Annotated in this window: 36 protein-coding genes and 1 pseudogene; 33 read left to right on the top strand and 4 right to left on the bottom strand. The window is 53.1% G+C overall.

Annotation, left to right across the window (positions count from 1 at the left end; genetic code table 11):
- Positions 1-5 precede the first annotated feature (5 nt).
- The 30 genes from fusA (at position 6) to rplQ (ending at position 17,224) form a co-directional block, all read left to right on the top strand.
- Positions 6-2,108: an elongation factor G gene (gene fusA, locus M3A44_14280; GenBank protein MEQ6342773.1), complete on the top strand. Its 2,103-nt coding sequence runs from the start codon at positions 6-8 to the stop codon at positions 2,106-2,108.
- 32 nt (positions 2,109-2,140) lie between these two features.
- On the top strand, positions 2,141-3,331 hold the full coding sequence (gene tuf / locus M3A44_14275; protein ID MEQ6342772.1) for an elongation factor Tu: 1,191 nt from the start codon (positions 2,141-2,143) through the stop codon (positions 3,329-3,331).
- Positions 3,332-3,335: 4 nt separating this feature from the next.
- Positions 3,336-3,647 (top strand): 30S ribosomal protein S10, encoded by a 312-nt coding sequence (gene rpsJ, locus M3A44_14270; protein MEQ6342771.1) that lies wholly within the window; start codon positions 3,336-3,338, stop codon positions 3,645-3,647.
- A 74-nt stretch (positions 3,648-3,721) separates the two neighbouring features.
- The gene (gene rplC / locus M3A44_14265) at positions 3,722-4,366 is read left to right on the top strand and encodes a 50S ribosomal protein L3 (protein MEQ6342770.1); all 645 of its coding nucleotides are present in this window, start codon (positions 3,722-3,724) and stop codon (positions 4,364-4,366) included.
- 10 nt (positions 4,367-4,376) lie between these two features.
- Positions 4,377-4,997, top strand: a complete 621-nt coding sequence (gene rplD / locus M3A44_14260; protein MEQ6342769.1) for a 50S ribosomal protein L4 — start codon at positions 4,377-4,379, stop codon at positions 4,995-4,997.
- Positions 4,994-5,290 (top strand): 50S ribosomal protein L23, encoded by a 297-nt coding sequence (rplW, locus tag M3A44_14255; GenBank protein MEQ6342768.1) that lies wholly within the window; start codon positions 4,994-4,996, stop codon positions 5,288-5,290. Before rplD ends, rplW begins: the two co-directional genes overlap by 4 nt.
- 31 nt (positions 5,291-5,321) lie before the next feature.
- Complete coding sequence (gene rplB, locus M3A44_14250) at positions 5,322-6,143, top strand: 50S ribosomal protein L2 (GenBank protein ID MEQ6342767.1); 822 nt, start codon at positions 5,322-5,324, stop codon at positions 6,141-6,143.
- An 18-nt stretch (positions 6,144-6,161) separates the two neighbouring features.
- Positions 6,162-6,434, top strand: a complete 273-nt coding sequence (gene rpsS, locus M3A44_14245) for a 30S ribosomal protein S19 (GenBank protein ID MEQ6342766.1) — start codon at positions 6,162-6,164, stop codon at positions 6,432-6,434.
- Positions 6,435-6,445: 11 nt separating this feature from the next.
- The gene (rplV, locus tag M3A44_14240) at positions 6,446-6,778 is read left to right on the top strand and encodes a 50S ribosomal protein L22 (GenBank protein ID MEQ6342765.1); all 333 of its coding nucleotides are present in this window, start codon (positions 6,446-6,448) and stop codon (positions 6,776-6,778) included.
- 12 nt (positions 6,779-6,790) lie between these two features.
- Positions 6,791-7,477, top strand: coding sequence for a 30S ribosomal protein S3 (gene rpsC, locus M3A44_14235; GenBank protein ID MEQ6342764.1), 687 nt, complete (start codon positions 6,791-6,793; stop codon positions 7,475-7,477).
- A gap of 15 nt (positions 7,478-7,492) precedes the next feature.
- A complete protein-coding gene (rplP, locus tag M3A44_14230; protein MEQ6342763.1) occupies positions 7,493-7,906 on the top strand; it encodes a 50S ribosomal protein L16 in 414 nt (137 codons plus the stop codon).
- Positions 7,906-8,103 (top strand): 50S ribosomal protein L29, encoded by a 198-nt coding sequence (gene rpmC / locus M3A44_14225; GenBank protein ID MEQ6342762.1) that lies wholly within the window; start codon positions 7,906-7,908, stop codon positions 8,101-8,103. The genes rplP and rpmC overlap by 1 nt, the downstream gene beginning before the upstream one ends.
- The gene (gene rpsQ, locus M3A44_14220; GenBank protein ID MEQ6342761.1) at positions 8,100-8,360 is read left to right on the top strand and encodes a 30S ribosomal protein S17; all 261 of its coding nucleotides are present in this window, start codon (positions 8,100-8,102) and stop codon (positions 8,358-8,360) included. Before rpmC ends, rpsQ begins: the two co-directional genes overlap by 4 nt.
- Positions 8,361-8,392: 32 nt before the next feature.
- A complete protein-coding gene (gene rplN, locus M3A44_14215) occupies positions 8,393-8,761 on the top strand; it encodes a 50S ribosomal protein L14 (GenBank protein ID MEQ6342760.1) in 369 nt (122 codons plus the stop codon).
- A gap of 28 nt (positions 8,762-8,789) precedes the next feature.
- Positions 8,790-9,107 carry a 50S ribosomal protein L24 gene (gene rplX, locus M3A44_14210; GenBank protein MEQ6342759.1) on the top strand — a complete coding sequence of 106 codons (318 nt, stop codon included), beginning with the start codon at positions 8,790-8,792 and terminating at the stop codon, positions 9,105-9,107.
- A 15-nt stretch (positions 9,108-9,122) separates the two neighbouring features.
- Positions 9,123-9,662 carry a 50S ribosomal protein L5 gene (rplE, locus tag M3A44_14205; protein MEQ6342758.1) on the top strand — a complete coding sequence of 180 codons (540 nt, stop codon included), beginning with the start codon at positions 9,123-9,125 and terminating at the stop codon, positions 9,660-9,662.
- Between the two features lie 9 nt (positions 9,663-9,671).
- Positions 9,672-9,977: a 30S ribosomal protein S14 gene (gene rpsN / locus M3A44_14200; GenBank protein MEQ6342757.1), complete on the top strand. Its 306-nt coding sequence runs from the start codon at positions 9,672-9,674 to the stop codon at positions 9,975-9,977.
- A gap of 51 nt (positions 9,978-10,028) precedes the next feature.
- Entirely contained in the window at positions 10,029-10,424 is a 396-nt protein-coding gene (gene rpsH / locus M3A44_14195) for a 30S ribosomal protein S8 (protein ID MEQ6342756.1), read from the top strand.
- Positions 10,425-10,439: 15 nt separating this feature from the next.
- On the top strand, positions 10,440-10,973 hold the full coding sequence (rplF, locus tag M3A44_14190) for a 50S ribosomal protein L6 (protein MEQ6342755.1): 534 nt from the start codon (positions 10,440-10,442) through the stop codon (positions 10,971-10,973).
- Between the two features lie 11 nt (positions 10,974-10,984).
- Positions 10,985-11,338, top strand: coding sequence for a 50S ribosomal protein L18 (gene rplR / locus M3A44_14185; protein ID MEQ6342754.1), 354 nt, complete (start codon positions 10,985-10,987; stop codon positions 11,336-11,338).
- A gap of 11 nt (positions 11,339-11,349) precedes the next feature.
- Positions 11,350-11,856 (top strand): 30S ribosomal protein S5, encoded by a 507-nt coding sequence (gene rpsE, locus M3A44_14180; GenBank protein MEQ6342753.1) that lies wholly within the window; start codon positions 11,350-11,352, stop codon positions 11,854-11,856.
- A 5-nt stretch (positions 11,857-11,861) separates the two neighbouring features.
- A complete protein-coding gene (gene rpmD / locus M3A44_14175) occupies positions 11,862-12,056 on the top strand; it encodes a 50S ribosomal protein L30 (GenBank protein MEQ6342752.1) in 195 nt (64 codons plus the stop codon).
- On the top strand, positions 12,056-12,487 hold the full coding sequence (rplO, locus tag M3A44_14170; GenBank protein MEQ6342751.1) for a 50S ribosomal protein L15: 432 nt from the start codon (positions 12,056-12,058) through the stop codon (positions 12,485-12,487). Before rpmD ends, rplO begins: the two co-directional genes overlap by 1 nt.
- Before the next feature lie 15 nt (positions 12,488-12,502).
- Positions 12,503-13,843: a preprotein translocase subunit SecY gene (gene secY / locus M3A44_14165; GenBank protein ID MEQ6342750.1), complete on the top strand. Its 1,341-nt coding sequence runs from the start codon at positions 12,503-12,505 to the stop codon at positions 13,841-13,843.
- A 151-nt stretch (positions 13,844-13,994) separates the two neighbouring features.
- A complete protein-coding gene (gene rpmJ / locus M3A44_14160) occupies positions 13,995-14,108 on the top strand; it encodes a 50S ribosomal protein L36 (GenBank protein MEQ6342749.1) in 114 nt (37 codons plus the stop codon).
- A gap of 105 nt (positions 14,109-14,213) precedes the next feature.
- Positions 14,214-14,570, top strand: a complete 357-nt coding sequence (gene rpsM / locus M3A44_14155) for a 30S ribosomal protein S13 (GenBank protein ID MEQ6342748.1) — start codon at positions 14,214-14,216, stop codon at positions 14,568-14,570.
- Positions 14,571-14,593: 23 nt separating this feature from the next.
- Positions 14,594-14,983: a 30S ribosomal protein S11 gene (gene rpsK / locus M3A44_14150; GenBank protein ID MEQ6342747.1), complete on the top strand. Its 390-nt coding sequence runs from the start codon at positions 14,594-14,596 to the stop codon at positions 14,981-14,983.
- Positions 14,984-14,998: 15 nt separating this feature from the next.
- On the top strand, positions 14,999-15,625 hold the full coding sequence (gene rpsD, locus M3A44_14145; protein ID MEQ6342746.1) for a 30S ribosomal protein S4: 627 nt from the start codon (positions 14,999-15,001) through the stop codon (positions 15,623-15,625).
- 73 nt (positions 15,626-15,698) lie between these two features.
- On the top strand, positions 15,699-16,700 hold the full coding sequence (rpoA, locus tag M3A44_14140; protein MEQ6342745.1) for a DNA-directed RNA polymerase subunit alpha: 1,002 nt from the start codon (positions 15,699-15,701) through the stop codon (positions 16,698-16,700).
- 128 nt (positions 16,701-16,828) lie between these two features.
- The gene (rplQ, locus tag M3A44_14135; GenBank protein MEQ6342744.1) at positions 16,829-17,224 is read left to right on the top strand and encodes a 50S ribosomal protein L17; all 396 of its coding nucleotides are present in this window, start codon (positions 16,829-16,831) and stop codon (positions 17,222-17,224) included.
- A gap of 300 nt (positions 17,225-17,524) precedes the next feature.
- On the opposite strand, the gene M3A44_14130 is transcribed toward rplQ, so the two are convergent.
- The 3 genes from M3A44_14130 to M3A44_14120 all read right to left on the bottom strand — a co-directional run bounded on the left by M3A44_14130 (position 17,525) and on the right by M3A44_14120 (position 19,840).
- Positions 17,525-19,033 (bottom strand): IS66 family transposase, encoded by a 1,509-nt coding sequence (locus M3A44_14130; GenBank protein ID MEQ6342743.1) that lies wholly within the window; start codon positions 19,031-19,033, stop codon positions 17,525-17,527.
- A 151-nt stretch (positions 19,034-19,184) separates the two neighbouring features.
- Entirely contained in the window at positions 19,185-19,526 is a 342-nt protein-coding gene (gene tnpB, locus M3A44_14125) for an IS66 family insertion sequence element accessory protein TnpB (GenBank protein MEQ6342742.1), read from the bottom strand.
- Positions 19,523-19,840: an IS66 family insertion sequence element accessory protein TnpB gene (locus tag M3A44_14120; GenBank protein MEQ6342741.1), complete on the bottom strand. Its 318-nt coding sequence runs from the start codon at positions 19,838-19,840 to the stop codon at positions 19,523-19,525. The genes tnpB (M3A44_14125) and M3A44_14120 overlap by 4 nt, the downstream gene beginning before the upstream one ends.
- A 54-nt stretch (positions 19,841-19,894) precedes the next feature.
- Between M3A44_14120 and M3A44_14115 the strand changes: the two genes are divergently transcribed.
- Both M3A44_14115 and tnpB (M3A44_14110) read left to right on the top strand, forming a co-directional pair.
- Entirely contained in the window at positions 19,895-20,140 is a 246-nt protein-coding gene (locus M3A44_14115) for a hypothetical protein (GenBank protein ID MEQ6342740.1), read from the top strand.
- Positions 20,137-20,478 (top strand): IS66 family insertion sequence element accessory protein TnpB, encoded by a 342-nt coding sequence (gene tnpB / locus M3A44_14110; protein ID MEQ6342739.1) that lies wholly within the window; start codon positions 20,137-20,139, stop codon positions 20,476-20,478. Before M3A44_14115 ends, tnpB (M3A44_14110) begins: the two co-directional genes overlap by 4 nt.
- An 86-nt stretch (positions 20,479-20,564) precedes the next feature.
- Here tnpB (M3A44_14110) and M3A44_14105 read toward each other — a convergent pair whose 3' ends face one another.
- A complete protein-coding gene (locus M3A44_14105) occupies positions 20,565-20,714 on the bottom strand; it encodes a hypothetical protein (GenBank protein ID MEQ6342738.1) in 150 nt (49 codons plus the stop codon).
- Between M3A44_14105 and M3A44_14100 the strand changes: the two are divergent.
- Positions 20,652-21,881: pseudogene (locus M3A44_14100) on the top strand (IS66 family transposase). The gene M3A44_14105 and the pseudogene M3A44_14100 sit on opposite strands and share 63 nt — an antisense overlap.
- Positions 21,882-21,895 lie beyond the last annotated feature (14 nt).

Genomic DNA, 21,895 nt, shown 5'->3' with positions numbered 1-21,895 from the left:
GAGTCGTGGCCCGTACAACCCCTATTGAGTGTTACCGTAATATTGGCATCATGGCCCACATTGATGCCGGTAAAACGACGACCACCGAGCGTGTTCTGTATTACACCGGTGTCTCTCACAAGATTGGTGAGGTGCATGACGGTGCCGCCACCATGGACTGGATGGAGCAGGAGCAGGAGCGTGGCATTACCATCACCTCCGCCGCCACCACCTGTTACTGGAAGGGTATGGCTGGTCAGTTCCCGCCGCATCGTATCAACATCATTGATACCCCCGGTCACGTGGACTTCACTATCGAAGTGGAGCGTTCGCTGCGCGTGCTGGACGGCGCCTGCGCCCTTTTCTGCGCCGTGGGCGGGGTGGAGCCGCAGTCTGAAACCGTATGGCGTCAAGCCAACAAATATCGTGTGCCGCGTGTTGCTTTTGTCAACAAGATGGACCGTGCCGGCGCCAACTTTTTGCGTGTTGTCGAGCAGATCAAGAAGCGCCTAGGCGCAAATCCCGTAGTCATGCAACTTCCCATCGGAGCAGAAGAGCGCTTTGAAGGCGTGGTTGATCTCGTCAAGATGAAGGCCATCCATTGGGATGAGGCCAACATGGGCATGAGCTTCAAGGAAGGTGAGATTCCCTCCGAGATGCTGGCATCCTGTGAGGAGTGGCGCGAGAAGCTTATTGAGGCCGCCGCCGAAGCTGATGAAACATTGATGGAAAAGTATCTTGAGGGTGGCGATCTTTCTATTGAAGAGATCAAGAAGGGCGTGCGCGCCAGAACCCTGAGGAATGAAGTTGTCCCCGTATTGTGCGGTTCCGCCTTCAAAAACAAGGGTGTCCAGGCGATGTTGGATGCCGTGATCGAATACTTGCCTGCACCTACTGACGTAGAAGCAGTCAAGGGGCTGCGTGATGATGCTGCCGGTTCCGAGACGGAGCGCCATCCGTCCGATTCCGAACCGTTCTCTGCGCTGGCGTTCAAGATCGCTACCGATCCCTTCGTGGGAACGCTGACCTTTTTCCGCGTATATTCGGGTGTGTTGAGTTCCGGTGATACGGTGTACAACCCTATCAAGGACAGAAAAGAGCGTATTGGCCGTCTGCTGCAAATGCACGCCAATCACCGCGATGAGATCAAGGAAGTGCATGCTGGCGATATCGCAGCCGCCGTCGGTCTGAAGGATGTTACCACCGGCGATACCCTGTCCGACCTGAAAAATGTTATCATTCTGGAGCGGATGATATTCCCTGAGCCGGTGATTTCCCAGGCGCTGGAGCCAAAAACCAAGGCCGATCAGGAAAAGATGGGCATTGCGCTTTCCAAGCTTGCCGGCGAAGATCCCTCCTTCCGTGTTCATACCGATGAAGAGACTGGTCAGACTATCATTTCCGGGATGGGTGAGCTCCATCTGGAAATCATCGTGGACCGCATGAAACGCGAGTTCAAGGTTGAGGCCAATGTTGGCGCGCCGCAGGTTGCGTACCGTGAAACGATCCGCAAGAGCGTTGAGCAGGAAGGCAAGTTCGTGCGTCAGTCCGGTGGGCGCGGTCAGTACGGACACGTCTGGTTGCGCATTGAGCCGCGTGAGCCGGGTGCGGGCTATGAGTTCGTCAATGCGATCGTTGGTGGTACGGTACCGCGCGAATATATCGCCCCTGTCGATAAGGGTATTCAGGAACAGATGAAGAACGGCGTCATCGGCGGGTATCCCGTTGTCGATGTCAAGGTTACCCTGTTCGATGGTTCTTATCACGACGTGGATTCCAATGAAATGGCGTTTAAGATCGCTGGTTCAATGGGTTTCAAAGAGGGTGCCCGCAAGGCGAGTCCCGTGTTGCTCGAGCCGATCATGAAAGTTGAAGTGGTCACCCCTGAAGATTATATGGGTGATGTCATGGGCGATTTGAATCGCCGCCGGGGTATCGTTCTGGGCATGGATGATTCGCCATCCGGTAAGCTCGTGCATGCCGAAGTCCCATTGTCAGAGATGTTTGGTTACGCTACCGATTTGCGCTCCGCTACGCAGGGTCGGGCGACCTATGCGATGGAGTTTGCCAAGTATAATGAAGTCCCGGCGAGTATCGCTGAAGCCGTGATTAAGAAAGCATCGGCCTAAGAAATTGTAATTAATTTGAGAGGTAATGAACCGTGTCCAAGGGAAAGTTTGAGCGTACCAAGCCGCATGTTAACGTAGGCACGATTGGTCACGTAGATCATGGCAAGACCACGTTGACGGCAGCGTTGACGAAAGTGATGGCGGAGCGTCATGGCGGTGAATTCAAAGCCTATGACCAGATTGACTCGGCGCCCGAAGAGCGCGCACGCGGCATCACCATAGCCACCGCGCACGTCGAGTACGAATCCGACGCTCGTCACTATGCGCACGTAGACTGCCCCGGCCATGCCGACTATGTAAAGAACATGATCACCGGCGCAGCCCAGATGGACGGCGCAATCCTCGTCGTCTCCGCTGCTGACGGCCCCATGCCGCAGACCCGCGAGCACATCCTGCTGGCCCGCCAGGTCGGCGTGCCCTACATCGTCGTATTCCTGAACAAGGCCGACATGGTGGACGATCCCGAGCTCCTGGAGCTGGTGGAAATGGAAGTGCGCGAGCTGCTGGATAAATACAAATTCCCCGGCGACGACACCCCGATCATCACTGGTTCCGCCCTCAAGGCGCTCGAAGGCGACCAGAGCGATATCGGCGTACCTGCGGTGATCAAGCTGCTCGAAGCGATGGATTCGTACATTCCCTTGCCCGAACGCCCGATTGACAAGCCTTTCCTGTTGCCGATCGAAGACGTGTTCTCGATCTCTGGCCGTGGCACCGTCGTGACGGGCCGTGTTGAAAAGGGCATTGTCAAAGTTGGCGAAGAAGTGGAAATCGTCGGCTTGAAGCCCACCGTCAAGACCACCTGCACCGGCGTGGAAATGTTCCGCAAGCTGCTGGACGAAGGCCGTGCCGGTGACAACGTCGGCGTCCTGTTGCGCGGCACCAAGCGCGAAGACGTCGAGCGCGGACAGGTACTGTGCAAGCCGGGTTCAATCAAGCCGCACACCAAGTTCGAAGCCGAAGTGTACGTCTTGTCCAAGGACGAAGGTGGACGTCACACCCCGTTCTTCAATGGCTACCGTCCGCAGTTTTACTTCCGCACCACCGACGTTACCGGTTCGGTGGATCTGCCGGAGGGGATCGAGATGGTGATGCCGGGTGACAACGTGCGTGTCACGGTGAGCCTGATTGCCCCGATTGCTATGGACGAAGGATTGCGTTTTGCGATTCGTGAGGGTGGCCGTACTGTCGGCGCCGGTGTTGTAACTAAGGTGATCGAGTAAATCAATGGCTAATCAGAGAATACGCATCCGTTTGAAGGCTTTTGACCATCGGCTGATTGATCAGTCGGCGCGCGAAATAGCCGAGACTGCTAAGCGCACGGGCGCTCAGGTAAAAGGTCCGATTCCGCTGCCGACCAAGATAGAGCGTTTTACCATCCTTATCTCTCCTCATGTCGATAAGGATGCCCGTGACCAATACGAGATTCGTACTCACAAACGTTTGATGGACATCGTGGATCCAACGGATAAGACGGTCGATGCTCTGATGAAGCTGGACTTGGCCGCTGGCGTGGATGTACAGATCAAGTTGACATAAAAAGCGCTTCTCTAGCCAACCTTCCGCGTGAAGAGTTGGCGAGAGCCTGCTATTTTAAGAATAGGGTTTTAAAGATGGCAATCGGATTAATCGGTCGTAAGTGCGGAATGACCCGGGTGTTCACCGAAGATGGTGTATCCGTGCCTGTCACCGTGATAGAAGTTGAATCCAATCGCGTGACCCAGGTGAAAACCTTGGAGACCGATGGTTACCGTAGTCTGCAGGTAGCAGTGGGCACGCGCCGCGCGTCCCGTGTCACCAAGCCTATGGCGGGTCACTATGCCAAGGCCGGTGTCGGCGCCGGACGCAGTCTCTGGGAGTTCCGTCTTGATGGAAATGAAGGTGAAGGCATTGATGTCGGTGCTGAGCTGAAAGTTGATGTATTCCAGCCGGGACAAAAAATTGATGTGGTCGGCACCAGCATAGGTAAAGGTTTTACTGGTACAATCCGCCGTTATAACTTCACCATGGGTGATGCTACTCACGGTAACTCGCTCTCCCATCGGTCCCCTGGCTCTATTGGGCAGCGTCAGACACCTGGCCGCGTGTTCAAGGGCAAGAAGATGGCCGGGCATATGGGTAATGAGCGTTGCTGCGTTCAGAACCTTGAAGTAGTGCGTGTTGATAGCGAACGTGGTTTGTTGTTAGTGAAAGGTGCTGTGCCAGGTGCCAAGGGTGGCGATGTTATCGTTCGTCCTGCCGTTAAAGCGCGTGCGTGAAGGAAAGGTTATGGAATTACAACTGCAAAGTCTTAAAGCCGGTGTCCCTGCGGGGGTGATAGAGGTATCTGATACCACTTTCAATCGCCCGTATAGCGAAGCGCTGGTGCATCAGGTGGTAACTGCATACCTTGCAGGCGCCCGTGCTGGTACCCATGCACAGAAAACCCGCGCACAGGTCAGCGGCGGCGGAGCCAAGCCGTGGCGCCAGAAAGGTACGGGCCGCGCCCGCGCCGGTACCACACGAAGCCCGCTTTGGCGTAAAGGTGGTAAGGTTTTTGCCGCTGTGCCTGCTGATTATTCGCAAAAGGTTAACAAAAAGATGTATCGCGGCGCGATACAGGCCATTTTGTCTGAACTAATCAGGCAAAACCGGCTCATTGTAGTCGAAAATTTCTCCGTCTCCGCCCCTAAAACCAGCGAATTACTGCTCAAGTTGAAGGGGATGGATTTGAGCGACGTGCTCATTGTTACGGAAAACGCCGACGAGAATCTTTATTTGGCAGCACGTAATGTCTATCGTGTTGATGTGGTTGATGCCAAGAGTGTTGATCCAGTAAGTCTGGTCGGTTTTGGAAGTATTTTAATGACGGTTGGTGCTGTTAGGCAATTTGAGGAGGCGCTGGGATGAATCAGGAGCGTTTAATAGGCTTACTTTTGGCGCCCCATGTCTCGGAAAAAAGCACGCGCACGGCGGAAAGCAACAGGCAGTTCGTGTTCAAGGTTGCGAGCGATGCTACCAAGCCTGAAATTAAGGGTGCTGTTGAGTTAATGTTCAGCGTGCAGGTTTCCGCAGTTCGCGTGTGTAACGTGAAAGGTAAAGTGAAGCGCGCTGGCCGCATGCAAGGTCGTCGTTCCAACTGGAAGAAGGCGTATGTCACGTTAAAACCCGGTCATGATATTAGTTTCATGGGGCCGCAGTAAACGGGCGATCAGCGTATAAAGGATCTTAGTAATGGCATTAATTAAAGAAAAGCCTACCTCTGCGGGGCGCCGCTTTGTTGTAAAGATGGTGAACCCGGATTTGTACAAGGGTGACCCCTACGCCCCGTTATTGGAGAAACAATCCAAAAGCGCCGGGCGTAATAACCAGGGGCGTATTACTGTGCGCCACCAGGGCGGCGGTCATAAGCAGCATTACCGCATCATTGATTTTAAGCGCAATAAAGATGGCATACCGGCGAAGGTAGAGCGTATTGAATACGATCCCAACCGTAGCGCCAATATCGCCTTGATGCTGTATGCGGACGGTGAGCGCCGTTACATTATCGCCCCAAAAGGTGTCAAGGCAGGAGAGACGCTGGTTTCCGGTGCCGATGCACCCATTAAGATCGGTAACTGTCTGCCTCTGCGCAGCATTCCGGTGGGTAGCACGGTGCATTGTATCGAGCTGAAGCCTGGCAAGGGCGCGCAAGTTGCGCGTAGCGCGGGGACGGGGGTTCAGTTGGTTGCGCGTGAAAGTGGTTATGCAACTTTACGTTTGCGCTCGGGTGAGATACGCAAGATTCATGTGGATTGCAAAGCTACCATTGGCGAAGTGAGCAATGGTGAGCATAATCTGCGCTCTCTGGGCAAGGCGGGTGCTTCGCGGTGGCGCGGGGTTCGTCCCACAGTGCGCGGCGTAGCTATGAATCCAGTGGATCATCCGCATGGTGGTGGAGAAGGTAGAACTTCGGGTGGTCGTCATCCTGTTTCGCCTTGGGGTACCCCGACTAAGGGTTATAAGACGCGCAGTAATAAGCGTACCGTCGGCATGATTGTACGCCGTCGTAAGTGAAGTTAAGAGGATTGAAGCGTGCCACGTTCAATTAAAAAGGGTCCATTCATTGACTCCCACCTTATTCATAAGGTGGAGGCAGCTATTGCCACCAACAGCAAACGGCCGATCAAAACATGGTCGAGACGTTCGATGGTGATTCCTAATATGGTGGGTATGACTATCGCTGTGCATAATGGCAAGCAACATATTCCAGTGCTCGTGTCCGAGAACATGGTTGGGCATAAGCTGGGTGAGTTTGCGGCGACGCGTACATTTAAAGGTCATTCCGGTGACCGGAAGACGAAGTGACGGGGTTAGGAATGGAAACTGTTGCAAAGTTGAAATATGCGCGCCTTTCGGCCCAAAAGGGCCGGCTGGTTGCCGATCAGATCCGTGGTCTGCCAGTTGATCGCGCCTTGCAGTTGCTGACATTTAGTCCAAAAAAAGCAGCCGTAATACTTAAAAAGGTGCTAGAATCGGCGATTGCCAATGCAGAGCACAACGACGGTGCCGATGTTGACGAACTTAAGGTGTGTAAGATTTGCGTGGATGAAGGTCCGACACAAAAGCGCATGCACGCACGTGCCAAGGGTCGCGGCAATCGTATTCTTAAGCGTACCAGTCACATTACAGTGACTGTGGCAGCAAAATAGAGAGAGCTAGTCATGGGCCAGAAAGTACATCCCACAGGGATTCGTCTTGGCATAGTTAAGGATTGGACGTCTAAGTGGTACGCTGACTCCAAGCACTATCCCGAGTATCTCAACACGGATTTGCGCGTGCGCGCATTTTTAAAAAAGAAACTTGCTCAAGCTTCCGTGAGCAGAATACAGATTGAGCGTCCCGCGCGTAATGCGCGTATTACGATTCATACGGCGCGCCCTGGCATTGTTATTGGCAAAAAGGGTGAGGATATTGAGTCCTTGCGCAAGGAAGTTGCCACGATGATGAAAGTTCATGTGAACATGGTTCACATCAACATCGAGGAAATTCGTAAGCCTGAGCTAGACGCCACTTTGGTCGCAGAAAGTGTCGCTCAGCAGCTGGAACGCCGTATCATGTTCCGTCGCGCCATGAAACGAGCAGTTACCAATACCATGCGCTTGGGTGGCTTGGGTATCAAGATCAAGGTTGCCGGCCGTTTGGGTGGCGCTGAAATAGCGCGTACCGAATGGTATCGTGAGGGACGAGTACCACTCCACACTTTGCGCGCAGACATTGACTACGGTGTTGCTGAAGCGCATACCCCATCGGGTGTGATTGGTATTAAGGTTTGGATTTTCAAGGGTGAAGTTTTCGGCAAGGGAGAAAAGACCGATGCCGTAGCCCCTGAAAAGGCCGCCGCCAACTAATGAGGATGTACGGTTATGCTTCAGCCTAAAAAAACCAAATATCGCAAGCAGCACAAAGGCCGCAACCGCGGCTTGGCGACGACGGGCAATAAAGTCAGCTTTGGTGAGTTTGGACTCAAAGCTGTTGGTCGTGGGCAAATAACTGCGCGTCAGATTGAAGCTGCGCGTCGTGCCATGACCCGTTATGTGAAACGTGGCGGTAAAGTTTGGATACGCATTTTTCCGGACAAGCCCATTACCAAAAAGCCTCTTGAGGTGCGTATGGGCAGTGGTAAGGGTAATGTTGAATATTGGGTCGCCCAAATTCAGCCGGGCCGGATGTTGTATGAAATGGAAGGAGTCACGGAGGAGGTGGCACGCGAGGCATTTAAACTGGCCGCTGCCAAGCTGCCCGTGCAGACAACCTTTACAGTTCGGACGGTGATGTGATGGAAGCAAAAGATCTAAGAAGCAAAAGCAGTGCTGAGCTGAAGCAAGAGCTTTTAAATGTTATGCGTGAGCAATTCAACTTGCGTATGCAAAGAGGTTCGGGGCAGTTATCCAAGCCCCACCAGTTGAATGCAGCGCGTAAGAATGTTGCACGTATTAAAACCATACTGAATGAGAAAGCAGGTAAGGTGTCATGAGCGAAGAAGTGAAAATATCTCATGCGATGAGCGGACGTGTTGTCAGCAATAAGATGAACAAGTCCATCACGGTATTGATAGAGCGGAATGTACGGCATCCTTTGTACCAAAAGTACATTAAGCGTTCTACAAAGCTGCACGCTCATGATGAAAATAATGAATGTAATGAAGGTGATTTGGTTGTGATACAGCAGTGCCGTCCGCTGTCTAAAACCAAGTCTTGGCGCTTAGTCAAAGTTATTGAACGAGCGGGTTAATTCAGGCTCGAATGGTAGATTGGGGATAATCAATGATCCAAATGCAGACAGCGCTTGAGGCGGCGGACAATAGTGGCGCGCGCGAGTTGATGTGTATCAAAGTACTCGGTGGCTCGCATCGCCGCTATGCCAATATCGGTGACGTTATCAAAGTAAGCGTCAAAGATGCTATGCCGCGCAGCAAGGTTAAGAAGGGTGAAGTATACAACGCTGTGGTTGTTCGGACTCGGAAAGGAGTACGTCGTCCTGATGGTTCATTGATCCGTTTTGACGGCAATGCGGCGGTGTTGCTGAATAATCAGCTCCAGCCTATCGGTACCCGAATATTCGGGCCAGTGACACGTGAGTTGCGTACAGAGAAATTCATGAAAATTGTTTCTTTAGCTCCTGAAGTGTTGTGATTCGGTAAAACGGTAGGAATACTGAAAGATGCGAAAAATTCGTAAAGGTGATGACGTAGTAGTCCTCACCGGTAAAGACAAGGGAAAGCGTGGCGGTGTGTTGCGCGTTTTGATTAATGACCGCGTTGTCGTGGAAAACGTCAACATGGTAAAGCGGCATGTCAAGCCTAATCCTGCGCGTGGGCTGTCTGGAGGCATTTCTGAAAAAGAAATGTCCATTCATGTCTCTAATGTTGCACTGTTCAATCCTGTAACAAAAAAGGCTGACAGGATTGGTTTTAGAGTGCTGGAAGATGGGCGTAAAGTGCGTTACTTTAAGTCCAACAATGAAATAGTTGACGTCTAAGTTCGGAAAAATAGAATGGCAAGACTCCAAGAATACTATCGTGACACTGTAGTTAAGCAGCTTATGCAGCAGTATAACTATAAGAGTGTCATGGAGGTGCCTCAGATTACCAAAATCACCCTGAATATGGGGGTAGGTGAGGCTGTCGGCGATAAAAAAGTCATTGAAAATGCAGTCGCTGACATGATGAAAATTGCCGGACAAAAGCCCGTGATTACGCTTGCGCGTAAGTCGGTTGCTGGCTTTAAAGTCCGTGAAGGCTGGCCTGTTGGCTGTAAGGTTACTCTGCGCCGCCATCGCATGTATGAGTTTCTTGATCGGTTAATCAATATCGCCATGCCGCGTATTCGTGATTTTCGCGGAATTAGCCCAAAGTCTTTCGATGGGCGCGGAAACTACAGCATGGGTGTGCGCGAGCAGATTATTTTTCCTGAGATCGAATACGATAAGATAGATGCCTTGCGCGGGTTGGATGTGATAATTACGACTACAGCCAAGAACGATGACGAAGGCCGCGCCTTGTTGGCCGCCTTTAGTTTCCCTTTCAGGAAGTAAGGAAGATTTATGGCGAAATTGTGCATGATTAATCGCGAAGTTAAGCGCGCGCGTACTGTTCAAAAATATGCAGCACACCGGCTTCAGCTGAAAGCGATGATTGTTGATTTGAACCTTACTCCTGTGGAACGTGATGAGGCTCAGCGTAAGTTTCACGCCTTGCCGCGCGATGCCAGTCCTTGTCGTATCCGTAACCGCTGTCAAATTAGCGGCCGCCCTCGCGGTTTTTACCGTAAGTTTGGTTTGGCGCGGAATAAGTTACGCGAGGCTGCGATGCGTGGGGATGTTCCTGGGTTGGTTAAGGCCAGTTGGTAAATGCCCCGATTTCGCGAATGCGGAATTTTAATTGTAATGTGGAATTGAATTATGAGTATGACTGATCCTATAGCAGATATGCTGACCCGTATTCGTAACGCATTGGGAGCCTCCAAAGCGGTTGTAAGCATGCCCATGTCGAAACAGAAGCAGGCTATTGCCCAGGTGCTAAAAGATGAAGGTTACATCAATGCCTTTTCTGTTCAGGATCAGGATGGCAAACCGCTGCTTGTGATTGATCTGAAATATTATGAAGGCAGGCCGGTGATCGAGCAGATACGGCGTATTAGCCGACCCGGCTTGCGCGCTTATCGTGGCAAGGATGAACTTCCCAAGGTTATGGGTGGTTTAGGTATTAGCATCGTATCGACTTCGAAGGGCGTGATGACGGATCGCGCAGCGCGTGCTGCAGGGCATGGCGGTGAAGTCCTTTGTGTTATCTCATAAGGTGGGTGTGCAGTAATGTCGAGAGTTGCAAAAAAACCCGTTACTATTCCTGGTGGTGTTGATGTGACCCTTAGCGGTCAATCTGTCACTGTAAAAGGCAGCAAAGGCTCGTTGTCGTTTGATGTGCCTGATGTTGTTGAAATTCGTCAAGAGGGTAATGTTCTCACTTTCGCCCCGCGCGACACGAATACATTCTCCAATGCCATGGCGGGTACTGCTCGTGCGCTTATCAATAATATGGTAATTGGTGTCAGTACCGGTTTTCAGAAGAAGCTGGAGCTGGTAGGAGTAGGTTATCGTGCGCAGGTACAGGGTTCGGCGCTTAATTTGACGTTGGGATATTCGCACCCGATCAGCTTTTCTGCGCCCGCTGGGATTACGATTGAAACCCCAAGTCAGACTGAGGTCCTGGTTAAAGGTATCGACAAGAATCTGGTTGGTTTGATAGCAGCCAAAATTCGTGCCTACCGTCCACCGGAACCTTACAAGGGTAAAGGTGTTAAGTACTCGGACGAAGTGATTGTTCGTAAAGAAGCCAAGAAGAAGTAAAGGTGAGTTTCGTGGATAAAAAGCTGTCACGTCTGCGCCGTGCTCAACGAGCCCGCGCTAAAATAAGAGAGTTGGGTGTTTACCGGTTGTGCATTCATCGTACGCCTAGGCACATATATGCGCAGGTGATTGCACCCAGTGGGTCCGAGGTCGTAGCTTGCGCCTCTACTTTGGATGAGCAAGTGCGAAATGCAGTTAAAGGTACAGGCAACGTTGAGGCCGCGAGCATTGTGGGTAAGACCGTGGCAGAGCGAGCGTTGGCTGCTGGCGTTACGAAGATCGCTTTTGATCGCTCCGGGTTTAGGTATCATGGGCGCGTCAAAGCGTTGGCTGATGCCGCTCGTGAGCAAGGTCTCGAATTTTAAGGAATCAGGTCATGGCGAATTATGATGTGCCTCAGAATGGTGATGGGTTTCAGGAAAAACTGATCGCTGTTAGGCGTGTAGCCAAAGTAGTAAAAGGCGGTCGTCAGTTTGGTTTTTCGGCATTGACGGTTGTCGGTGATGGCCAGGGCAAGGTTGGATTCGGCCGAGGTAAGGCACGTGAAGTGCCCGCCGCTATCCAGAAAGCAATGGAGGATGCACGTAGAAATATGTGCACCATACGTCTGAATGGGAATACCTTGCAATATCCTGTAACCGTTCGCTTTGGCGCGTCAAAGGTGCATATGCAACCGGCGTCGGAAGGTACCGGAATTATTGCCGGCGGGGCTATGCGCGCAGTATTTGAAGTGCTTGGCGTGCAGAATGTTCTGGCCAAGTGTATTGGGTCGAGTAATCCAATAAATGTTGTCCGCGCTACGATACGTGGCCTCACCGGGATGGCTGATGCCGAGTCTGTTGCTGCGAAGCGCGGCAAGACGGTAGATGAGGTGACGGGATAAAGCTCATGTCGACAGTAACTAAAAAGTTGAAAGTAACGCTGGTGCGTAGCAGCAATGGGAAATTACCTAACCATAAAGCTTGCCTGTTGGGTTTGGGGCTTCGACGTATACAGCACAGTGTGGAGCTCGAAGATACGGCGTGTGTACGAGGTATGATTAACAAAGTCTCTTACATGGTTAAGACTGAGGAGATCGGATAATGCGGCTGAATACTATTAAGCCCGCTGTCGGCGAGAAAAAAGATGCAAAGCGTGTTGGGCGCGGCATTGGTTCAGGGTTGGGAAAGACCTGCGGTCGTGGCCACAAAGGTCAATCTGCTCGTGCCGGTGGATATCATAAAGTTGGGTTTGAGGGTGGTCAGATGCCACTTCAGCGCCGCCTGCCGAAATTCGGTTTTGCCTCTTTGAATGCCGATAAGGCAGCTGAAGTTACTTTGTCAGAGTTGGTTAAAATTGGCGGCAATGTTGATCTTGAAGCGCTGAAGCGTGCAAACGTTGTGCATCAATCGGCGGATCGCGCCAAGGTAATACTCTCGGGAACGATTGAGATAGCTGTTACCTTGCGTGGCGTTGCCGCGACAAAAGGTGCGCGTGCGGCGATCGAGGCGGCTGGCGGTAAGGTCGAGGATTAAGTGGCAGTTCCTCGTATGACATCGCCCGCCAGCATGGGTGGCGCAGGTAAGTTTGCTGAATTAAAGCAGCGCCTGCTTTTTCTTGTTGGTGCGTTAATAGTGTTCCGAGTCGGTGCATATATTCCTGTGCCGGGGATAGACCCGCATGCTCTCGCCACGCTGTTTGAACAACAGCGGGGAACTATTATTGACATGTTTAACATGTTCTCTGGCGGTGCACTTTCGCGGTTCACTGTGTTCGCGCTGGGCATTATGCCTTATATCTCTGCGTCCATTATTTTACAGCTGCTGGCGGTTGTATGGCCTACCCTTGAGCAGCTGAAAAAAGAGGGGGAGGCCGGGCGCCGCAAGATTACTCAATACACCCGCTATCTCACGGCTGTTTTGGCTGCTGGTCAGGCGGGTGGGGTTGCAATCGCGTTGCAGAAGCAACAGGTCGGTGGTATCAGTGTTGTTATTGAGCCGGGATACGGCTTTATTTTCATTGCGGTTTTGACGCTTGTTGCAGGCACACTCTTTCTCATGTGGTTGGGCGAGCAAATCACGGAGCGTGGTATTGGCAATGGTATTTCCATGATAATCTTTGCCGGTATTGCAGCTGGCTTGCCTGCCGCAATTGGTGGCACGCTGGAGTTGGCCCGCACGGGCGAAATGCACGCTCTGACAGTGTTAGTTCTTTTTGTTATGGCAATAGTCGTTACCGCAGCTGTCATTTTTATAGAGCGCGGTCAGCGTCGGATAACGGTAAATTACGCTAAACGTCAACAGGGCCGTAAAGTTTACGCGGCCCAGACGAGTCATTTGCCAATGAAGGTTAATATGGCCGGTGTTATACCGCCAATTTTTGCTTCTAGCATCATCCTTTTCCCGGGCACAATAGCGGGTATGGTTGGCCAAGGAGAAGGAATGGATTGGTTACGTGACTTGTCGACTGTATTATCGCCGGGGCAGCCTATTTACGTTATCTTGTATGCGGCCGCGATTATTTTCTTTTGTTTTTTTTACACTGCGTTGGTTTTTAATCCCAAAGATACGGCTGATAATTTAAAAAAATCGGGAGCTTTTATTCCTGGTGTCCGCCCTGGGGAGCAGACTGCGCGCTATATTGATACGGTGATGACTCGCTTAGCGGTTGCTGGGGCGCTGTATCTAACAGTGATTTGCTTGTTACCTGAGTTTCTGATTGTTTCGTGGAATGTCCCCTTCTACTTTGGAGGCACCTCACTTTTGATTATTGTGGTCGTGGTTATGGATTTCATGACCCAGTTGCAAGCCCATTTAATGTCTCATCAATATGAGGGCTTGCTGAAGAAAGCAAATCTAAAGGGGTATGGTGGGTCGGGTCTATTACGCTGAGAAAGTTTTTAAGACTTCACTTTACCTGACATTTTTCGTCAGATAATTACAGGTGTTTTTTTTGAGGCTTTTCGGGTACTTGGTATGCGTAAAGAGTGGTTATTTATCGATACGCATCCAGTAACTTTAGTGTGTTTTGTGGAGAATGGTCATGAAGGTTCGTGCTTCCGTAAAAAAGTTGTGCCGTAACTGTAAGGTAGTACGTCGCAAAGGTGTCGTGCGTATTATTTGCGCCGATACACGGCACAAACAGCGACAAGGCTGAGTATAGTAAGTTTTTTGAGATCTGCGAGGGAAGTCAATCCTTGATTTTCTGTTCGTAGATAAGTATAATAATCCGTTTTACCGGGTAGTATTAGCAGGAGGACGAATGGCCCGTATTGCCGGTGTAAATATACCTGTGCAGAAGCACGCTGTCATTGCGCTCACAGCTATTTATGGTGTTGGCCCGACTCGGGCGCGCTATATTTGTGACGCGGCGGGAGTGAAGCCTAACGCTAAAGTCAAGGAGCTTTCCGAGGCCGAGATCGAAGCGTTGCGTTCAGAGGTTTCCAAGTTAAAAGTTGAAGGCGACCTTCGTCGCGAAGTCTCCATGAGCATTAAGCGCTTGATGGATCTCGGTAGCTATCGCGGGCTGCGTCATCGCCGTGGACTGCCTGCCCGTGGTCAGCGTACTCGTACCAATGCGAGGACTCGAAAGGGTCCGCGCAAAGCGATACGCAAATAATTCAACAGAGCTAGGAACCGGATATGGCAAAAGTCAGCACGCGTACGCGCAAGCGTGTAAAAAAGAATGTGGTCGACGGCGTAGCGCATGTCTACGCTTCTTTTAATAACACAATTATAACTATTACCGACCGCCAGGGAAACGCCTTGTCTTGGGCGACCTCAGGTAGCTCGGGATTCCGTGGTTCTCGTAAGAGTACACCTTTTGCGGCTCAGGTTGCTGCAGAGAAAGCGGGATCTATTGTTCAAGAGTTTGGAATGAAGAACTTAGACGTTCTCGTAAAAGGCCCTGGGCCTGGCCGGGAGTCTGCGGTACGTGCGCTGCATGCTGCAGGTTTTAAAATAAATAGTATTACTGACGTTACTCCGATCCCGCACAATGGTTGCCGGCCGCCGAAGAAGCGTCGTGTTTAAAATTGGAGAGTAGCTGTGGCTAAATACACAGGATCAAAATGCCGCTTGTGCCGTCGTGAGGGTGTAAAGCTCTTTCTGAAGGGTGAGAAGTGTTATACCGCGAAATGCGCGATTGAGAAGCGTAATTCTCCTCCTGGTCAGCATGGTCAGAAAAAGCCACGCCTTACCGATTATGCCGGGCAGCTTCGTGCCAAGCAAAAACTTCGCCGTATTTATGGTGTCCTTGAGGGGCAATTCCGTGGATGTTACAAGCAGGCTGACCGACGAAAGGGGTCGACTGGCGAGCTTTTGTTGCAGCTTCTTGAAAGGCGCTTGGATAATGTCGTGTATCGCATGGGCTTTGCGGCTTCTCGCAGTGAAGCGAGACAGCTGGTGCGTCACAATGGGATTACAGTTAATGGAAGAAAGGTAAATATCCCCAGCTATTTAATCAATCCAAATGATTTAGTGGCTGTTACTGAAGGCTCTAAAAAACAGTTGCGTGTGCAGGCTGCCATGACTTTTGCTCAGCAGCGCGGTTTCGCAGGCTGGGTCGATGTGGATGTTGAGAAAATGCAGGGCATCTTCAAGGCAATTCCGGAGCGCAGCGATTTGCCTTCTGATATAAATGAAAACCTTGTTGTGGAGCTTTATTCCAAGTAATCGAATCTTGTGATTTTTGGATGGCTTGTGGGTACAAAAAGTACGTCACGCTTAACGTAAGAGAGGATTTTTCATGCAGGGTTCGGTGTTCGAATTTCTGAAGCCGCGTCTGGTTGATGTGCATGTGGTCAGCGGGATGCACGCCAAGGTTACATTGGAGCCGCTTGAGCGCGGGTTTGGTCACACTTTAGGGAATGCGTTACGCCGTATTTTATTGTCATCTATGCCCGGTTGTGCAGTCGTCGAGGCCGAGATTGAGGGCGTTCTGCACGAATACACCAGCCTCGAGGGTGTTCAGGAAGATATTATTGATATTTTGTTGAACCTGAAGGGTTTGGCTATACGCATGCATGGTCGCGATGAGGCGTGGGTCAATCTGAGAAAGAAAGGTCCTGGCGTTGTGTTGGCAAAAGATATTGAATTGCCTCATGACATCGAAATAGTGAACCCTAACCATGTGATCGCGAATCTTACTAAGCCCACTGAATTGGCTATGACCCTGTGCATCTCGCGGGGACGTGGATATCAGCCCGCGCTAAGCCGTCTGAATACTGAAGATGCCGGTAATTCAATTGGCAGATTACAGTTGGATGCATCGTTCAGCCCCGTGCGCAGAGTTTCTTATGTGGTAGAGAGCGCGCGCGTTGAGCAGCGCACCGACTTGGATAAGTTGGTTATAGATATTGAAACGAACGGTACGATTGATCCTGAGGAAGCTATTCGTCGCGCAGCCACTATCTTGCAGGAGCAACTTTCTGTTTTCGTGGAGTTGAAGGGCAAAGAAGAGGCGCAGACGGCGATCAAAGAAATGGAGGTCGACCCGATCTTGCTTCGACCTGTCGATGACCTTGAGTTAACGGTCCGTTCTGCGAATTGCTTGAAGGCTGAAAACATCTATTACATCGGTGATTTGATTCAGCGTACTGAGGTTGAGTTGTTGAAAACCCCTAATTTAGGTAAGAAGTCTTTGACTGAAATTAAGGATGTTTTGGCTTCTCATGGCCTGTCTTTGGGTATGTGCCTAGAGAATTGGCCCCCGGCGGGACTCCAGAGAAAAGAAAAGGCATCAGCCTGAATCTGGTAGCGGGATAAAAATATTTATTTCGTCTTTCCCCTGCTGTTTCCAGTTTTCTGAAGTTTCAAAACACTTTTAGCGCCTGCTCCTTAAAGGGGGCCGGTCAATTGGTTAAGGAAGTTTAAAAAATGCGTCATCGCAATATTGGGCGTCAACTCAGTCGGGATAGTAGTCATCGCAAGGCTATGCTCAGGAATATGACGATATCTCTGATTCGTCATGAGATCATAAAAACCACGCTACCTAAAGCCAAGGAGCTTCGTCGTGTGGCAGAGCCACTTATTACCTTGGCAAAAGTCGATAATGTTTCAAAAAGGCGACTTGCGTTTGCCCGGATACGTGATCGTGACATGGTAAGTAAGTTGTTCAACGAAGTTGGTCCTCGTTATAAAGCCCGTCCCGGCGGTTATCTGCGAATTCTTAAATGTGGATTTCGACCAGGCGATAAAGCACCAATGGCTATTGTTGAGCTTGTTGATCGCCCTCAGTCTGGGACGGAGACCAAACCCGTTAGTGCTGAATAGTTGGTTTTACTAACCTTTATTATTTTAGAAAACCGGGCGATGCCCGGTTTTTTTTTGCATGTATAGCGAGAGTGGCGCTCGACCAACCCCAGGCTTGCCTCCTGATTTGTAAGCGGCCAGCCGTCCCACCTGTAGTTTTCCGCGAAGCCCGTGCACTCTTGCTGCTTTTTCGGAGGGACTCCAGATGGCGAAGAGGCATGGGCAGGAATTCTGGCGAGAGCATCTTGAAGCCTGGCGTCGAAGTGATCTGACGCAGAGGGAATATTGTGCGTAAGCGTCCAGCCGCCCCATCTATACAACTCAGCCTGATGTCTGTACAGACCGCAATGGCAGCAGATCATCAATGCGGCTGTTAGGCCAGGTCGGCAGTTTCTCCAGCGTATCCTTCAGCCAGGCAGCCGGCTCGATGCCGTTGAGTTTCGCCGTTGCGAACAGGCTCTGGATGGCGGCGGCGCGGCGGCCCGCGCGTTCACTGCCGGTGAACAGCCAATTCTTTTTACCAAGCGCAATAGGACGGATAGCATTTTCCACCGGGTTGTTATCGATGGGGTAACGGCCATCCCCGAGGTAGCGCTTGATTGCATCCCAGCGTTTGAGGCTGTAGTCGATGGCCTTGGCGGTGCCGCTACCCGTGGCGGTGGTGAGCCGTGTGCGCTGGAGCCAGGCATGGAATTCGTCCAGCTTCGGCTTGGCGTGTTGCTGGCGTAATGCATGACGATCTTCGATGCCCAGGGTCTTGCCCTGATCTTCGATGGCGTAGAGTCCGGCAATGCGCTTCAATGCCTCGGCCGCAATCGGGCTCTGATGGGCGGCATGCAGATCGTAGAATTTCCGCCGCGCATGGGCCAGGCACGCCAGTTCCACCACGGCGTGGGCGAACAGGCCTTTGTAGCCGGCATAATCATCGACCATAAGGGCACCCTTCCAGCCTTGCAGGAAGTTCCTGGCATGTTTGCCGCGCCGGTCGGCCTGGTAGTCGAAGAGGACGAGGGGGTCTCCCTGTTCGAGATCGCAACTTCGGTAGGCCCAGAGGAAGGCGCGTAGCGTTTTTCCCCGTCCGGGGTCGAGTTGCTGCACCGGGGTCTCGTCGGCGTGCAGGACGGTGCGCTGGCGGAGTCTCTCGGCCAGCCGGTCGGCCAGCGGCTGGAGTGCCACGCCAATGCGACCTACCCATTCGGCCAAGGTGGAGCGTGACAGGGTAACCCCACTGCGGGCCGCGATCTGCTCCAGCCGGTAGAGAGGCAGGTGATCCATGAATTTGCTGACCATCACCCAGGTGAGCAAGCCCGGCGCCGCCATGCCGCCGTCGATGACCGCCGGCGGAATCGGCGCCGCACTGACGGTCTCACAAGCACGGCAAGCATACTGCGGACGAATGTGGCGATGCACGAAGAAGCGGGCGGGCTCGACATCCAGTTGCTCGCTGATGTCTTCGCCGATCTTGACCAGATCCTTGCCGCACTGGCCGCAGGTGCACGATTCTGGTTCATGGCGATGCTCGATACGCGGGAGATGATTCGGCAACGGCTGGCGACCGGCGCGTTCGCGCTTGGGTTGCCGGGTAGATGCCACCTGTTCCACTTCGGCTTCCAGCGCACTGGTGTCGGTATTCCAGCTTTCCTCGAACAACTCGCGCTGCTCCAAGGAGAATTGTTCACTCTTGTTGGTAAAGCGAATGCGCTTGTAGTAGGCGAGTTCGAAGGTCAGGGCCTGGATTTTGAGGTCGGCGTGTTTGAGCTGCTGGTCGCGCAGTGACAGTTGATCGCTTAACTGTTGTACTTTGTTACTCTTTTCGTCGAGCTGCTGCATCGCCAGCACAGCCCAGTTTTTGAGAGCGACAGGAGCGTCTTGCAGGGCTGCTTCGGCAACGTTTTTCATGACAAAATTATACCATGAAACACCGCAGAAAGCCGCATAAATACAGGTTTTTATTCACCATTTTTCATGGCGGCTTCAATCGTCACAAACGCCAGTCGGCCGCCGGTTGGGCCGACATCCGCTGCCAGTCGACACCAGCAATCAGCCACTGCCATTGGGCAAGTTCCAATGACCAGACCGGACTGTCCGCCTGCGGCCAGACGAAGCGCCCCCGATGCAACCGGCGCTGGCACAACCACACGCCATTGCCATCCCACAGCAACACCTTGAGCCGATCACCGCGACGGTTACGAAACACATAGGCCGAGCCATCGCAGGGGGCCTTGCCCAGCGCCTGCTGCACCCGCAGCGACAGACCATCGATGCCCACCCGCATGTCCATCGGCGCGACCGCCACCCAGATCGTATGCGGCTGCGCAATCATGACAAGCCCCGCAGCAAGGTTGCCAGCCAGCTTGCCGAAACACCGGACGGCAGCGTGAGCTGCCACCCCCCCGCGTTCTGCAACACCAACCCAGCACCGTTGACCTCCTCGATCTGCACGGGCACCAGCGTGACCGCATCCGTGCCGCTCACGCAAACGTCGTTTCGACGGTCTTTGGCGATCCGGTAGCGAAGCTGCTTCGGCACCAGTCCATGCTGCCTGCAATAATCAATCTGCTTCAGGCCACTACACCGCCAGGCCGCGACGTGCTGCTGCCAGTAGTGGCGACTTGCCTCCAACGATTTCATATTCATGTGCCGCTCTCCTGTGAAAACCACAGGGTGGCGCAAGGGTAACTATAAAAACAGGTGGGACGGCTGGACGCTTACTATTGTGCGAACCAAGGGTTGGGTGAGAAGGCGTTTTATCGCTGGCGGCGCAAGGAGAGGGAAGCCGTTGCATCGGCAAAGTCATCCCTCACCTTGGTGCCGGTCAGCGTGGGTGCACCGGTAACGGGGAACGTCGTACGGCTCCACAGTCCGGGCGGCTGGAGAATCGAGCTGCCGACAGAGGGCGCACCGTGGCTGGCCGACCTGTTGCGGCAACTGCCATGATCCCCACGCCCGCACAAGTCTGGCTGGTGGTCGAACCGATCGATATGCGTGCCGGCATTGATGGCCTCTCCCAGCGCATCCAGAACACGCTCGGCCGCTCCCCTTGCGACGGCACGGCCTACGCCTTCCGCAACCGGCGCCAGAACCGCCTCAAGCTCCTGATCTGGGACGGTACTGGCGTCTGGCTCTGTCAGCGTCGCCTGCATCGTGGTCACTTTATCTGGCCGACATCGGACGCCACCACCTTCGCCCTCACGCCAGCACAATGGGACTGGCTGACCGCCGGTGTCGACTGGCAAAGACTCTCGGCGCCACCGCCGTCACAGTGGCAAGTGTAAGCGCGTTATTTTAGTGGATAAACAGCCTAAAACCCTTGCTGTTACTGGCTTGCGGAGCATGCCAGTGGTAAAATACAGGCATGGATTTAGCCGCCGAACTCGCCCAATTCAAGCCCGATCCCGCCTTGGCGGAATGGATAGGCAAGCTGCTCGAAAGAACCCAAAAAGATGCGCTCAAAATCCAAGCCCTGACCTTCGAGCTCGCCTACTACAAGCGCATTCGCTTTTACCAACAAGAGCGAACAATTCTCCTTGGAGCAGCGCGAGTTGTTCGAGGAAAGCTGGAATACCGACACCAGTGCGCTGGAAGCCGAAGTGGAACAGGTGGCATCTACCCGGCAACCCAAGCGCGAACGCGCCGGTCGCCAGCCGTTGCCGGATCATCTCCCGCGCATCGAGCATCGCCACGAACCTGAGGGTTGCACCTGCGGCCAGTGCGGCAAGGATCTGGTCAAGATCGGCGAAGACATCAGCGAGCAACTGGATGTCGAGCCCGCCCGCTTCTTCGTGCATCGCCACATTCGTCCGCAGTATGCTTGCCGTGCTTGTGAGGCCGTCAGTGCGGCGCCGATTCCGCCGGCGGTCATCGACGGCGGCATGGCGGCGCCGGGCTTGCTCACCTGGGTGATGGTCAGCAAATTCATGGATCACCTGCCTCTCTACCGGCTGGAGCAGATCGCGGCCCGCAGTGGGGTTACCCTGTCACGCTCCACCTTGGCCGAATGGGTAGGTCGCATTGGCGTGGCACTCCAGCCGCTGGCCGACCGGCTGGCTGAGATACTTCGCCAGCGCACCGTCTTGCACGCCGACGAGACCCCGGTGCAGCAACTCGACCCCGGACGGGGAAAAACGCTACGCGCCTTCCTCTGGGCCTACCGAAGTTGTGATCTCGAACAGGGAGACCCCCTCGTCCTCTTCGACTACCAGGCCGACCGGCGCGGCAAACATGCCAGGAACTTCCTGCAAGGCTGGAAGGGTGCCCTTATGGTCGATGATTACGCCAGCAACACGCCAAGCCGAAGCTGGACGAATTCCATGCCTGGCTCCAGCGCACACGGCTCACCACCGCCACGGGTAGCGGCACCGCCAAGGCCATCGACTACAGCCTCAAACGCTGGGATGCAATCAAGCGCTACCTCGGGGATGGCCGTTACCCCATCGATAACAACCCGGTGGAAAATGCTATCCGTCCTATTGCGCTTGGTAAAAAGAATTGGCTGTTCACCGGCAGTGAACGCGCGGGCCGCCGCGCCGCCGCCATCCAGAGCCTGTTCGCAACGGCGAAACTCAACGGCATCGAGCCGGCTGCCTGGCTGAAGGATACGCTGGAGAAACTGCCGACCTGGCCTAACAGCCGCATTGATGAGCTGTTGCCGTTGCGGTCTGTGCAGGCATCAGGCTGAGCTGTACAGGTGGA

This window comes from Gammaproteobacteria bacterium, from assembly GCA_040183005.1.
GTDB lineage: Bacteria > Pseudomonadota > Gammaproteobacteria.
The sequence above is the reverse complement of the archived record's forward strand: the minus strand, read 5'-3'. Positions and strand labels throughout refer to the sequence as shown.

Excerpts from the sequence above, each read along its gene's own strand:
- rpoA (MEQ6342745.1), top strand. The coding sequence starts at position 15,699 with ATGCAGGGTTCGGTGTTCGAATTTCTGAAGCCGCGTCTGGTTGATGTG.
- rplP (MEQ6342763.1), top strand. The coding sequence starts at position 7,493 with ATGCTTCAGCCTAAAAAAACCAAATATCGCAAGCAGCACAAAGGCCGC.
- rplB (MEQ6342767.1), top strand. The coding sequence starts at position 5,322 with ATGGCATTAATTAAAGAAAAGCCTACCTCTGCGGGGCGCCGCTTTGTT.
- rpsM (MEQ6342748.1), top strand. The coding sequence starts at position 14,214 with ATGGCCCGTATTGCCGGTGTAAATATACCTGTGCAGAAGCACGCTGTC.
- rpsC (MEQ6342764.1), top strand. The coding sequence starts at position 6,791 with ATGGGCCAGAAAGTACATCCCACAGGGATTCGTCTTGGCATAGTTAAG.
- tnpB (MEQ6342739.1), top strand. The coding sequence starts at position 20,137 with ATGATCCCCACGCCCGCACAAGTCTGGCTGGTGGTCGAACCGATCGAT.
- rpsK (MEQ6342747.1), top strand. The coding sequence starts at position 14,594 with ATGGCAAAAGTCAGCACGCGTACGCGCAAGCGTGTAAAAAAGAATGTG.
- rplD (MEQ6342769.1), top strand. The coding sequence starts at position 4,377 with ATGGAATTACAACTGCAAAGTCTTAAAGCCGGTGTCCCTGCGGGGGTG.
- rpsN (MEQ6342757.1), top strand. The coding sequence starts at position 9,672 with ATGGCGAAATTGTGCATGATTAATCGCGAAGTTAAGCGCGCGCGTACT.
- secY (MEQ6342750.1), top strand. The coding sequence starts at position 12,503 with ATGACATCGCCCGCCAGCATGGGTGGCGCAGGTAAGTTTGCTGAATTA.
- rpsE (MEQ6342753.1), top strand. The coding sequence starts at position 11,350 with ATGGCGAATTATGATGTGCCTCAGAATGGTGATGGGTTTCAGGAAAAA.
- rplF (MEQ6342755.1), top strand. The coding sequence starts at position 10,440 with ATGTCGAGAGTTGCAAAAAAACCCGTTACTATTCCTGGTGGTGTTGAT.
- rplV (MEQ6342765.1), top strand. The coding sequence starts at position 6,446 with ATGGAAACTGTTGCAAAGTTGAAATATGCGCGCCTTTCGGCCCAAAAG.
- rplC (MEQ6342770.1), top strand. The coding sequence starts at position 3,722 with ATGGCAATCGGATTAATCGGTCGTAAGTGCGGAATGACCCGGGTGTTC.
- rplN (MEQ6342760.1), top strand. The coding sequence starts at position 8,393 with ATGATCCAAATGCAGACAGCGCTTGAGGCGGCGGACAATAGTGGCGCG.
- M3A44_14130 (MEQ6342743.1), bottom strand. The coding sequence starts at position 19,033 with ATGCAGCAGCTCGACGAAAAGAGTAACAAAGTACAACAGTTAAGCGAT.
- rpmD (MEQ6342752.1), top strand. The coding sequence starts at position 11,862 with ATGTCGACAGTAACTAAAAAGTTGAAAGTAACGCTGGTGCGTAGCAGC.
- tnpB (MEQ6342742.1), bottom strand. The coding sequence starts at position 19,526 with ATGATTGCGCAGCCGCATACGATCTGGGTGGCGGTCGCGCCGATGGAC.
- rpmJ (MEQ6342749.1), top strand. The coding sequence starts at position 13,995 with ATGAAGGTTCGTGCTTCCGTAAAAAAGTTGTGCCGTAACTGTAAGGTA.
- rpsQ (MEQ6342761.1), top strand. The coding sequence starts at position 8,100 with ATGAGCGAAGAAGTGAAAATATCTCATGCGATGAGCGGACGTGTTGTC.
- M3A44_14120 (MEQ6342741.1), bottom strand. The coding sequence starts at position 19,840 with ATGAATATGAAATCGTTGGAGGCAAGTCGCCACTACTGGCAGCAGCAC.
- rplX (MEQ6342759.1), top strand. The coding sequence starts at position 8,790 with ATGCGAAAAATTCGTAAAGGTGATGACGTAGTAGTCCTCACCGGTAAA.
- rpsJ (MEQ6342771.1), top strand. The coding sequence starts at position 3,336 with ATGGCTAATCAGAGAATACGCATCCGTTTGAAGGCTTTTGACCATCGG.
- rplQ (MEQ6342744.1), top strand. The coding sequence starts at position 16,829 with ATGCGTCATCGCAATATTGGGCGTCAACTCAGTCGGGATAGTAGTCAT.
- rplO (MEQ6342751.1), top strand. The coding sequence starts at position 12,056 with ATGCGGCTGAATACTATTAAGCCCGCTGTCGGCGAGAAAAAAGATGCA.
- rplW (MEQ6342768.1), top strand. The coding sequence starts at position 4,994 with ATGAATCAGGAGCGTTTAATAGGCTTACTTTTGGCGCCCCATGTCTCG.
- rpsH (MEQ6342756.1), top strand. The coding sequence starts at position 10,029 with ATGAGTATGACTGATCCTATAGCAGATATGCTGACCCGTATTCGTAAC.
- rpmC (MEQ6342762.1), top strand. The coding sequence starts at position 7,906 with ATGGAAGCAAAAGATCTAAGAAGCAAAAGCAGTGCTGAGCTGAAGCAA.
- rplE (MEQ6342758.1), top strand. The coding sequence starts at position 9,123 with ATGGCAAGACTCCAAGAATACTATCGTGACACTGTAGTTAAGCAGCTT.